This window comes from Acidimicrobiales bacterium (genome assembly GCA_022452035.1).
In the GTDB taxonomy this organism is placed as follows: domain Bacteria; phylum Actinomycetota; class Acidimicrobiia; order Acidimicrobiales; family MedAcidi-G1; genus UBA9410.
Genome location: JAKURV010000041.1, coordinates 1 through 10,842, shown reverse-complemented (window position 1 = coordinate 10,842; position 10,842 = coordinate 1). Strand labels below are relative to the sequence as shown.

At 64.9% G+C, this 10,842-nt stretch carries 12 protein-coding genes; 9 read left to right on the top strand and 3 right to left on the bottom strand.

The window, feature by feature from the left end:
• The 7 genes from MK181_10375 to MK181_10345 all read left to right on the top strand — a co-directional run.
• Positions 1-387: XdhC family protein (locus MK181_10375; GenBank protein MCH2420204.1), on the top strand; the 387-nt coding region annotated here is incomplete at its 5' end.
• Positions 388-403: 16 nt separating this feature from the next.
• The gene (locus MK181_10370; protein ID MCH2420203.1) at positions 404-1,213 is read left to right on the top strand and encodes an EF2563 family selenium-dependent molybdenum hydroxylase system protein; all 810 of its coding nucleotides are present in this window, start codon (positions 404-406) and stop codon (positions 1,211-1,213) included.
• A complete protein-coding gene (gene yqeC / locus MK181_10365) occupies positions 1,213-1,995 on the top strand; it encodes a putative selenium-dependent hydroxylase accessory protein YqeC (protein ID MCH2420202.1) in 783 nt (260 codons plus the stop codon). Before MK181_10370 ends, yqeC begins: the two co-directional genes overlap by 1 nt.
• On the top strand, positions 1,959-2,939 hold the full coding sequence (locus tag MK181_10360) for an LLM class flavin-dependent oxidoreductase (GenBank protein MCH2420201.1): 981 nt from the start codon (positions 1,959-1,961) through the stop codon (positions 2,937-2,939). The genes yqeC and MK181_10360 overlap by 37 nt, the downstream gene beginning before the upstream one ends.
• A 131-nt stretch (positions 2,940-3,070) precedes the next feature.
• A complete protein-coding gene (locus MK181_10355; GenBank protein ID MCH2420200.1) occupies positions 3,071-3,643 on the top strand; it encodes a hypothetical protein in 573 nt (190 codons plus the stop codon).
• A gap of 144 nt (positions 3,644-3,787) precedes the next feature.
• A complete protein-coding gene (locus MK181_10350) occupies positions 3,788-4,462 on the top strand; it encodes an AzlC family ABC transporter permease (protein ID MCH2420199.1) in 675 nt (224 codons plus the stop codon).
• Positions 4,459-4,755: an AzlD domain-containing protein gene (locus tag MK181_10345; GenBank protein MCH2420198.1), complete on the top strand. Its 297-nt coding sequence runs from the start codon at positions 4,459-4,461 to the stop codon at positions 4,753-4,755. The genes MK181_10350 and MK181_10345 overlap by 4 nt, the downstream gene beginning before the upstream one ends.
• Before the next feature lie 184 nt (positions 4,756-4,939).
• Here MK181_10345 and MK181_10340 read toward each other — a convergent pair whose 3' ends face one another.
• From MK181_10340 to MK181_10330, 3 genes are all read right to left on the bottom strand, one after another.
• Positions 4,940-5,542 (bottom strand): VOC family protein, encoded by a 603-nt coding sequence (locus tag MK181_10340; protein ID MCH2420197.1) that lies wholly within the window; start codon positions 5,540-5,542, stop codon positions 4,940-4,942.
• A gap of 67 nt (positions 5,543-5,609) precedes the next feature.
• Complete coding sequence (locus MK181_10335) at positions 5,610-6,941, bottom strand: hypothetical protein (protein MCH2420196.1); 1,332 nt, start codon at positions 6,939-6,941, stop codon at positions 5,610-5,612.
• Between the two features lie 109 nt (positions 6,942-7,050).
• The gene (locus MK181_10330; GenBank protein MCH2420195.1) at positions 7,051-8,721 is read right to left on the bottom strand and encodes a PEP-utilizing enzyme; all 1,671 of its coding nucleotides are present in this window, start codon (positions 8,719-8,721) and stop codon (positions 7,051-7,053) included.
• A gap of 96 nt (positions 8,722-8,817) precedes the next feature.
• Here MK181_10330 and MK181_10325 point away from each other — a divergent pair, with 96 nt between their 5' ends.
• The gene (locus tag MK181_10325; GenBank protein MCH2420194.1) at positions 8,818-9,954 is read left to right on the top strand and encodes a LysM peptidoglycan-binding domain-containing protein; all 1,137 of its coding nucleotides are present in this window, start codon (positions 8,818-8,820) and stop codon (positions 9,952-9,954) included.
• A gap of 53 nt (positions 9,955-10,007) precedes the next feature.
• Positions 10,008-10,676 carry a nitroreductase family protein gene (locus tag MK181_10320; GenBank protein MCH2420193.1) on the top strand — a complete coding sequence of 223 codons (669 nt, stop codon included), beginning with the start codon at positions 10,008-10,010 and terminating at the stop codon, positions 10,674-10,676.
• Positions 10,677-10,842: the final 166 nt, after the last annotated feature.

The following is a 10,842-nucleotide window of genomic DNA, read 5'->3' as shown; positions in this document are numbered from 1 at the left end:
ACCGATGACCGTATTGACGTGGCGGAGGAGCTGGCCGAAGGTCTGCCCGACGGATCCGGTGTCGTCGTTCGACCCGGAGCACTAGCCGATGTACTGGCCGATCTTCGACTGGCCGCTAATGACCACGCCGTGGTGGTCACCCGTAACGCTCAAGTCGACGTCGAAAATCTTCCCCACCTGCTAGCCACCGAAGTCGGAACGGTAGGAGTCATGGGAAGCCAACGCCGCTGGGATACAACAAGAAAATCACTACTGGACGGCGGAGTGTCCGAGGCCGCCCTCGAACGGGTCACGTCTCCAGTCGGCATAGAGATTGGCGCTGAAACCCCTGAGGAGATAGCTGTATCGATTCTCGCTCAGGTAGTCGACCGTCAACGGACCGCCTGACCGGAGCAGGCGCTCGGTGCTGTTCCCTGAACATCTCTGTCTCCTGCGTGGCGGCGGGGACTTGGCAACCGGTACGGCACTGCGCCTCCACCGAGCAGGCTTCCCGGTGGCGGTCTGCGAGTTGGAGCATCCGCTGACTGTTCGCCGGACTGTGGCCGTCTCTACCGTTCTCACTGACTCGTCGGGCATCACCACCGTTGAGGGAATGACTGCCTGCCGCGTCGACCGACTTGAAGAACTAGCCACTCAGGCAGCCACCGGCGCGGTACCTGTGATCATCTGCCCCGGCCTGCCTCCACCTGATGTGGTCCCCCGGTCGGTAGTAATCGACGCCCGCTTACTTAAGAGCAACCCCGACACCTCTGTGGATGATGCCCCGCTGGTTGTTGCGCTCGGACCGGGTTATTCCGCTGGTCGGGATTGTCATGTAGTAGTCGAGACTCTCCGAGGGCCAGATTTGGGTCGGGTGATCCTTGACGGGCCGGCGGCCGCCGATACCGGGACTCCCGGGGAGGTGAGCGGCCGTGTCGCTGAGCGGGTGTTGCGAAGCCCTGTCGATGGGGAGGCACGATGGATTCGACAGATCGGTGACCGAGTCTCGGTTGGTGAACTGCTGGGCTATGTGGGAAACACCCCCGTGTTGGCCGCGCTTGAAGGGGTTGTCCGTGGCCTGGTGAGCGAGGGGACCCCTCTAGTGGCTAACACTAAAGTGGGAGACATCGATCCACGCTGCGAAGTAAGCGTCGACCGGGTATCGGATAAGGCATTGGCCGTAGGAGGGGGAGTCCTCGAGGCGGTTCTCGCCTGGATCGATCGCAGCACCTGATGTCTGATGATCCCAATCACACAATGGCCAACATCGCTGATCTCCTCGGCGAACCCGGCCGCATCACTTCGCTCGTCGGTGGTGGCGGGAAAACCACCTTGTTGCACGCTATTGGCGCACGACTTGGACCGAAGGTAATCCTGACTACCACGACCCGCATGGCTGCCCACGAGATTGGTGACGCCCGGTTGCTCGTCGGCCCATCGTCAGCCGAATTGGGCGCCAACGTGGCTCGCGACAACCGACCTGTTCTCGTGTGGGACCGCATTGACGACTCGGTAATGGGAGAACCTAAGGGTGTGGGCGTGAAGCTAGACGCGCCAGCCAGCTGGCTCGAATTTGTCGATTACGTGGTGGTTGAAGCCGACGGGTCGCGGGGTCATCCGGCTAAGGCTCCTGCCCCCTATGAACCGGCACTCCCGAAAGGTCCGGTTGATGTGGTGGCTGTGATTGGTGCCGATGCTTTAGACCGAGTGATCGCCGATCAGTGCCACCGCCCCCTCCGACTGGCGACAACTGTCGGATGCTCTCCCTCCGAGCGCCTGACTCCCGAGCGAGCTGCAGTGCTTCTCACCCATCCAAACGGAGGGCGCCAGGGGGTACCCACCGACGCCGGATTCGCCATTGCCATCACGAAGGTCGACAACGCTGCCCTCCCCTTAGTTGACCGTCTGGTGGTTTCGCTCGCTGAACTAGCGCCCACGACCCCCGTTCACTTGTTCGAAGACCGAAGTAGGTTTCGCAGATGCCCAACCGACGGCTCTACGGCAGCGTCAACCTGATCCCCGAAGCACCGGTAGGCCTCATCAGCGATCTGGCTGTAGAAGCCGAGCGACTTGGCTTTAAGCGCAGTTGGGTCTATGACGAAGGCTTGGCAACGCGTGACCTTTACGTAACCATGACGGCGATTGCTGAGGCCACCGACAGGTTGGAAGTTGGGCCAGGCATCACCAACGCGTACACCCGACATCCTGCACAGACCGCCACTGCGATCGCCACCCTTGATGAACTATCGGGCGGGCGGGCCTTTCTAGGTTTGGGGGCAGGCGGAAGTCTGACGCTAGATCCGCTGGCTCTTGAGCGGGTGCAACCACTGGAGACCGTCCGCAAAACCATCGAGGCTTGTAGGGCCCTATTCGCCGGTGAAGTGGTCGATCTGGACGCGCCAACGTTCTCAATGCGCGCTGCGCAGTTGGGCTGGGCCCGTCCTGACCTTCCTATTTGGGTAGCCGGCCGAGGTCCGCGGATGCTTGATCTGGGTGGGGCAACGGCCGACGGCGTCATGCTCGATTTCATCTATAAACCATTGCTCGGTGATTACGTGGAAAAGATCCGAACTGGTGCGTCTCGCTCCGGCAACGAGGTCAGTATCTGTTATTCGACCATGGTGGTCACCGATGACGCGGCCCTAGAGGAGGTGCGCCAGCACCTGACCTATCGGTTGGTCGATTCCCCCGCATCGGTCCGAACCGCTCTCGGTATAAGCGATACCGACATAGCCACTATCCGCACAGCGTTGGGCGACGGCCTAGCTTCAGCAGCCCGCCACGTGCCTGACGAGTGGGTGCTGCCATTTGTGATCGCTGGAACGGTGGATGAGTGCGCCACCGAATTGGACGCTCTGGCCAACGAACACAGCCTGGACGAGTTCCTGCTCCCGATCTTTAACCCCCATGATGGAGCCAACCGGCTGGAGGTTACGGCCCAGGTATTGGGTGCCCCTTGAGCCGCCGTTTAAACGAACCCGAGCTGACACTTCCTGCTGCCGAGGTGCTGGCCTCCGCCGGAACAACTGTCCCGAGGACTAGACCGCTCCCAACGCTGGTGGATCCACCCCACCCACCGGTGCACCACCGGGTGGAGGAACCTCTTGTAGTTGTGGACCACCCCCGCATCACCTGCCTCGGGAACTACCGTCTCGCCGGGTGGAGTAACGCTGTTCCGGACTGTCTTCTGCGGACATCCGTAGCCGACCGCCTCGGTCGGGCAGCCGAAAGCCTTCTGAAGCGATGGGGGCTGGCCGTCTTTGACGGATGGCGACCACACGCCCTACAGGCAGAACTTTACGAGATGGCCTACGCCGACCCCGATCTTCCGCCTGGCTTCTTCGCTGAACCAAATGACCAGCCTTCGACACCGTCGCCCCACCTCACAGGTGGTTCAGTCGACTTAACCCTTTGCCTTGATGGCATTCCACTGGCGCCCGGAACCGGCTTTGACGATCTAACGTCCAAAGCTCACGCGACGGCGCTGGAAAACGAGCCAGGTGTCGACCGGGATGTCCGCCGATTGCTGTACCACACCATGGTCGCCCAGGGTTTCGTGATATTTGACGGAGAGTGGTGGCACTTTGAGTACGGCACTCGCCGCTGGGCAGCTATCACTGGCCAGCCGCCCCACTACGGCCCGGCAGTTGTCCCAGAAGGCTGAGTAGACCGGCAGGGGTGCCCCTAGGTCAGCAGAAATATGCTTTTCGATGTCTTCCAGGCTGGCTCTGGAAGACTGCAACCATGAATGCGACTGATGGTCAGGGGCTTCTAACTGACCTGATCGCTGCCTGATCGGCTGTCTCTCGTGCGCCTGATCCTCCAACCCCACCGTCGGGACGGGTTGGTACTGGCCGTGGCGTGCGGGCTCATCGGACTCCCGTACGGGGTACTGGCGGACAGCGCCGGACTGACCATGGCCCAGGCAGTGGCTTTGTCGGTGTTCACCTTTGCCGGGTCATCTCAGTTTGCCTACGTGTCGGTGATCAGCGGGGGCGGTAACCCGGCTACAGCGGTGAGTGGAGCCCTGTTACTTGCGGCTCGCAACGCTCTCTACGGTCCGGTGGTCACCCCGGTGCTGAGAGGAGGGTTGTTCCGACGGGCGGTGGCAGCCCAGTTTTTGACCGACGAGACCACTGCTATGGCTAGCGCTCAGGATGAACCCAATACTGCCCACGACGCATTCTGGTTCACCGGTCTGGCCATCATGTCTCTATGGGTGGCGGGCACGGTGGCCGGGGTTCTCCTCGGGGCCAGCCTTGAGGACCCGGGTGCTTGGGGCCTTGACGCGGCCTTTCCTGCAGCTTTCGTAGCCCTGTTGGTACCCCACGTTGTGACTCGAGCTGGAAAGGTAACCGCACTGGTCGGGGCGGTCATTGCTCTGGTAGCGGTTCCCACTACCCCGGCGGGAGTGCCGATCCTTTTGGCTGCACTGGCCGTTGGGCCTGGGATGGCTGTGGCCGCTCGGAGGAGGTCGCTATGAGTTGGACGGCACTGGCTGCGCTCTCCGCAGGGGCCTACGCCTTCAAGTTGGTAGGAGTGGTAGCCGGGGACCGCTTCGCTGACCGGCTGGCTCCGGTGACAGTGCTGTTACCGGCTGCTCTGTTCTCGGCGCTGATAGTCGCCATGGCAATGGGCGATGGTCCGTCCCTCGTGGTTGACGCCCGGCTAATCGGGGTGGCGGCGGGTGTGCTGGCCGTGGCCCGGCGGGCCCCCATGGTGGTGGTGGTCATGGTCGCCATGGGAGTCACCGCCCTTGTCAGGGTGGTGGCATGAGGCCATGGTGTTTGATTAGGTCAGCGATCTGGGGGATCGAAGATCCCGAGTTCGAATCGCGGCAGCCCGACCAATAAAACCGCAGTTCAGGGCCGGTCCTTTGGGGCTGGTTCTGCGGGCTTCGTCCCCTCTCAGGCTGCCCCGACCGCCGGGATGGCATCGCCCTGGGTTAACTGCAGAAGCCTCAACGGATGCCACCGAACTGCAGGTGTGAGGTCTCATTCGTGTTCGCGAGCACCACTTCACCTCGAGGCGAGTCAATCGTGACGGACAGTCCCGGTGGCCCCGCAGACACCCCGATGTCGAGATCGATGGCGCGCAGGGTGCCTGCGAGATCATCGGCGTCGGGCGTCGTGATGGCCAACGCCCTGAACTCACCCCCGACGGGATTGGTGTCTTTCGGATTAGCGCACTCGAGCCAATCAATGAAAAACGGCATGCACCCACCGTGCCGACTCCCGACAGGGAACAACAGATCCCACACGAGGAGTTCACCCGATTCCGTCTTGCGCTGGGTGCGATTGGGACCCTGAGTCGATACACCAGCCGATTCCAGTACCTGGGCAATGGCGTTGAGATCGCCTTCGGCCACCCAGGTGACCATGCCACCGCTCGTCAAGTTGGCGAACCGTGCGCCAGCGTTACCGTCCTGGGACTGTGCCGGGTCGGGTCCGATGATCTCGAGATAGGCGGAGCCGAGGGACAGAAGTGCGTTTCGTGTGCCGAGACCCACATGCTCTCCGCCGTAAGCGGCAGGTACCCCGAACGTGTCCGCGGCCCATTCCATGCCGTCGTCTAGCGATGCTACGGCGTACATGAAGTGATCGATCCGTGTGGCCAGAATGTGTCCCCCCCTATTGCCAGGTGACCCGGGCCACGCACAGGGTGGTGCAGTAGAAGACGTCCCGGTTCCCACCCGCCGTTAGGAACATCCCGTTGGCGACCCGGGACCCGGTGTCGACCCGGTCAAGCAGGTCTCCGGTTCGGACATCGACCACGACCAGGTCGTCGGTTCCCTCCCGGGTGAAGTCGTTGATAACCATCTCTGCCGAGTCGGGGAAGACCACCGGCTGCATGGTCGGTCGAACGTCGAGGTGCCAGCGCACGTCCAAGCCGTCGGACGTGTCCACCCCAGCCAAGCCCCCGTTGACCGAATCCCACGCTACGACCACCTGGTACTCGGGCACGTGTACCGGAGGGGCGAAGATGCCGCCTCCCGGAGTCCCGAAGGGTTCGACCACATCGAGGCGCTCCGGATCGTCGAGGTCGGCCCGCAGCAGGCGTTGGGCCCCGGACCACGGGGTCGGATTACGCCACGACAGCTCCCGACCCGGATGGTCGGGCCATCGGCCGTTCGGTTCAGCGGTGTGAATGAGGCGAACCGCTTCGATGTCGCCGCAGTCCATAAGCCACGCAGCGCCGTCGGAAAGGCACGAGTCCCAAGCCAGACCATGGTCACCGTCGGCTGTGCGATACCGGGGCGACCAGGTTCCGTCGACTCTCATACCGTCGTCGTCGACCCGGATCCGCCATAGGTGTTCGGTGCCCGGCACGTAGACCGTGTCGCCGTCCGAGTCGTGGTCAGCGGCGATCCGACCCATCGACCCTTCAGGGAGGGTGATCGGATCAGCGACCAAGCCCAGGTCGTCCGGGTCGAGGCGAGTGATGGTCGTTCCACCCTGGCCCTCAAGGCGCAGGTCCTTAGTGATCAGCGTTCCGTCAGAGAGGGCCAGCAACCCGTTGTGGCTGCGGTTGACCGGAAGTTCCCGCTCGGCGATCACCTGGCAGTCAGGATCCAACCGGTGGAGGTACGAGCCGTTGACCGAGTGAATGGACCCGTTGGCGTGGGCCAGGATTGCCCCACACCACACGTGGTCTCCGCACGGCAGGTGTTCTGAGGACCTGGTCGGCTCCAGGGTCTCCGGATCAATCCGCTCCACCCAGCCGTAGGGGGGTGGCCCGGTGAACGCCGGCATGGTGCCGCCAAGGAACCACTCACCGGGGTCCCGTTCCACGACCATCACGTTCCACCGGTCGTTGTGCCGGGTCACCACCTCGGCACTTCCCGAAGAGGCATCCAGCCGACCGGTTCGGGCCTTCTGTCGACGGTTGCCTCCGCACTCCACGGGCCATGCGGACGGCCAGTAGCCGGTACCCGGGTCGGTCCGATCCAGCGACGTGGCCACCCGCGGACCTTAACAATGTGCCCGGACCACCTCAGTGGTCAGACAGCACCCGCGGGCTCGAAGGATCCGGTGGTTCAGAGCGCCCCGGGGTCCGACGACCGGGCGTGGCCTACTCGGCCGGACAGGTACCGCCCACCACACGTACCCGGCCCGCCCGCGGGTCCACCTCGATGCGGTCACCGTCGGCGATGGAACTCATGGCGTCTGGTGCTCCGACGACGGCTGGGATGCCGAGTTCTCGTGACAGCACCGCAGCATGGGACATGGGGCCGCCCTCGGCGGTCACGAGCCCGCCAACGAGGGTGAGGACCATGTTGTAGGCCGGTGAGGTAGTTCGGGTTACCAGAATCTCGCCCGGCTCCAGACGGTCGAACGCCTCGTCAGCGTTCTCGGCCACCCGGGCCACGCCGACAAACGGTTCCGTTCCGATTCCCGTCCCGGTGAGAGGCAGGCGATCGACGGGCGGCCCGTCCAGTTCGCCCATGCCAAGTTCGGCAATCACGGTCAGGACGAGCGACACCGTCGTGGCCAACGGTTCCGGTAGCGCATCCAGCGGCGGCTGTGCCTCGGCCTCTCCCAGTGTCGCCGGCGGATCCAGGGTCTTCTGGCGTGCCCGGTTCGCGGCACGGGTGGCCAGGTCGTCGGCACCGGGTTCCGGCGCTCCGACCACGACGGCGGGCAGCTCGTAGCGGTCCAGCTCGAAGACGTGGGCGGGGTCCCGGATACGTCCCGACGAGGCGAGCCGGCGACCGGCCTCCAGCATGGCCAGACGCAGCAGCCCGCAAGGCCACTCGGCAGTGATTGGCCCGTTGTCGTCACGCAGATCCATTGCCTCACGCGCATCGGCCAACAGGCCGTCGAACCGGGAGCGGTCGGCCTCCGGCACCTGTTCCCGGAGCACAGCGGCAGCCTTGTCGGCCGCATCGGGATCCGGACCGGTGGTGTCACCACTGAGGATGCTGGCTAGCACCACGTCGGGTGCCTCGCCCAACGTCGGTGAATCCAGGTCGTAGCCGGCGTAGAGCACCGAGCCGCGCTGGCGCAGGTAGGCGTGCAGCTCGGCGGCGGCCTCCGGCGATGCGGAGGCGACCTCCGACAGGCTGGTCGGTTGAACCCCCGCCGCGGTGACGGCGGCCCGGATTCGGCCCAGCGCCTCCCGCGGCTCGACCGTCGACGGTGATGCTCCGGCCAGCGTGGCGAGCAGGTCTGTGCTGGCCAGGCCCCATTCACCAGCAGCCAGAAGGAGCAGCCCAATGGGCCCCAGGTCGTAGCCATGGAGGCGGAAGTGCTCCTCGAAGGTCGACCGAAGGTGAGTCAAGATCTCGGTGACGTGGTCGGCTAGTCCCTGATCGTCCAGCGATCCAAGGTCGACGTCCTGGAGGGCCAGGTTCCGGGCCACGAGGCGCGGTCGGATCGAGGAGCGCCACTGCTCGATGACCGCCGGAGCGGGTGAGGTCTCGAGAGTCCGTCGGGCGGCTCGGGTACGACGCCGGAACTCTGGGTGCAGGCGGGAGGCAATTTTCAGGAGCACGGTGGGGGGAGCCTTAACCGAGGGCCGGTCGGCCATGACGAGAGGCCGCAGCCGCGTGTACATAAAGCCCTCAACGAAGGCCACCGACAGCGTCTCGGCCGGTATGCCCAGTACCGGCCACTGCTCGCGGTAAGCGGCCTCCACCGACGCGGGCAGCAACCACAGCATGATCGGGGTGGTGCCGCCCGTGAAGTGGGAGCGGTCTAACTGCCACCGCCCGGGTCCGGGTGGTTGAAACTCCGCAGCCATATCCAACTTCCTCCTGCAGTCGACAACCTAGGCGTCAAAGGACGGGCCTGCTCTGCCGATGACCGGGCCCTGCGGTGGCCGTACCATCAGCGGCCTATGCAATCCCGCCCACTGGCCGCCCTCGTCGGTCTTCTACTCGTTCTGGCGGTCGCCGCGTGCGGCGGCGAGGACGAGGTCGCCGAACCGACCACCACCACGGTGGTCAACTTGTTCGGCGACACCTCCACCACGACGACCATCGGAAAGGTCGTAGTTCCCGGCTGGACGCCCACCAGCCTTCCCGACCTTGTGGCGGCTGCCGACGAGTGCGTCAACCTGGCAGAGATCGGGGCCGACCCGCTGCCCGAGGAGGGCCCGCGAACGGTCACCGTGGAGTCGGGCGACTCGCTCGGCAAGATCGCCAAACGATACGACCGCACGGTCGAGCAGTTCATGCGGGCTAATGGCATCACCGACCCGAACCGCCTGCAGGTTGGCCAGGTCCTGGTCGTTCCTCGCAAGCGCACCGAGGAGGTCGAGACCGTCGACGGCCCAGCCATCGTCGTGGAGCCCGTTTACTGCGCCATAGACACCGGCGTGGCCGCCTTCGGACCCGACGGCCAGCAGGTCGGCGGACCTGGGATCATCGAGGTCTACGCCGACTGGAAGCGGGTCGAGGGCCCCCGGGCCGCCCCGCGGGTCAACGGCCGCCTCAGGGGCCTCATCGTCGCCTCGGTCGAGGCGTTCCTCGACGAGGTGGTGCCCCTAGTCGAGCGCTACGGCTATTCGTGTCGGGACGCAACCAACAACCGGTGCACCTGGCTCCAACACCGATCCGAGGTTCTGCTGGCCACCGACAACTACTTCAGCGTCCGCGACACCGTCCGACGCCTGCTGCCCGGGGCGGTGGCCGCCGAGTCCGAGATTCTTGCCGAAACCTTCGACCTCTCCACTGGCCTCCCGGTGCTCCTCGACGAGCTCTTCGACCCGGAGACCGACTGGGTTCCCGCACTGTCAGCGGCGGCTATCGAGCGCCTGGCAAACCAGCCGTGGACCGACGAGCGGCGGGTGGTCGGTGCCGGCCCCGATGCCGCCAACTTCGAGCGGTTCAACCTGACCCACGGTGGCCTCGTGCTGTCGTTCACTCCGGGCACCATTGGCGGCTCGGGTAGCCACACCGTCTCCATCACCATTCCGTACCGGGCCCTGGAAGGCTTCTGGCTTTCCGACGGCCCAGTGTCTCTCCTGGGGTGACGACGGGGCGGCCCAACGGCAGGCCCCCTACCCGCCCCTCCTAGGCTTTGACCATGGACCTGTTCGACGCCATGCGCACTGCCTTTGCCTGTCGTGAGTTCACCGACGAGCCGGTCACCGACGAGCAGTTGCACCGGATCCTCGACGCGGCCCGGTTCGCCCCGTCGGGCGGTAACCGACAGGGCGCCCACGTGGTGGTGGTCCGCGACCGGGACCTTCGACAACGGCTCGGCGAGTTGGCTGGACCCCCGCTGCGCCTCTATGCCGCCCAGGCGGCGGCGGGAGAGACCCCATTCAGCTCCGTCGTTCCGTCCAACGTGGACCCCGACGAGGCGATGGCCACCCCGACCGACCAGTTCTCCCTGTTCGACCACATGGGCGACGTGCCGGTCCTCCTCGTGGTCACCGTGGACCTGGCCACTGTGGCTTCCATGGACAAAGACATGGACCGAGTCGGCTTGGTTACCGGTGCCTCGGTGTACCCGCTGGTCTGGAACATCCTGCTGGCCGCCCGTACCGAGGGCCTGGCCGGCGTGGTGACCACGGCGGTTGTCCCCGCCGAGGACGAGGTTCGCGACCTCCTTGGCTTGCCGGACACCCATGCCGTGGCGGCGATGCTGCCCCTCGGCGTGCCGGTTCGTCAACTCACGAAACTGTCGAGGCGTCCGGTGGAGGATTTCACCACAGTGGATCGGTTCGACGGCCAGCGGCTCGGCCACTGATCCGAAGAGCCGTAGGGAACGCGGGCGTGGAACTGGGTATCACCGTCCACCTGACCGACCGGTCGATTGGAGTTGCGGAACTGGCGACCGCCGTGGAGGAACGGGGATTCTCCTCACTGTGGGTGCCCGAACACACCCATATTCCGACAAGTCGGACCACGCCGGT

Coding starts and splice junctions, on each gene's coding strand:
- yqeC (MCH2420202.1), top strand. CDS start 1,213: ATGTCTGATGATCCCAATCACACAATGGCCAACATCGCTGATCTCCTC.
- MK181_10360 (MCH2420201.1), top strand. CDS start 1,959: ATGCCCAACCGACGGCTCTACGGCAGCGTCAACCTGATCCCCGAAGCA.
- MK181_10345 (MCH2420198.1), top strand. CDS start 4,459: ATGAGTTGGACGGCACTGGCTGCGCTCTCCGCAGGGGCCTACGCCTTC.
- MK181_10340 (MCH2420197.1), bottom strand. CDS start 5,542: ATGGAATGGGCCGCGGACACGTTCGGGGTACCTGCCGCTTACGGCGGA.
- MK181_10330 (MCH2420195.1), bottom strand. CDS start 8,721: ATGGCTGCGGAGTTTCAACCACCCGGACCCGGGCGGTGGCAGTTAGAC.
- MK181_10325 (MCH2420194.1), top strand. CDS start 8,818: ATGCAATCCCGCCCACTGGCCGCCCTCGTCGGTCTTCTACTCGTTCTG.
- MK181_10320 (MCH2420193.1), top strand. CDS start 10,008: ATGGACCTGTTCGACGCCATGCGCACTGCCTTTGCCTGTCGTGAGTTC.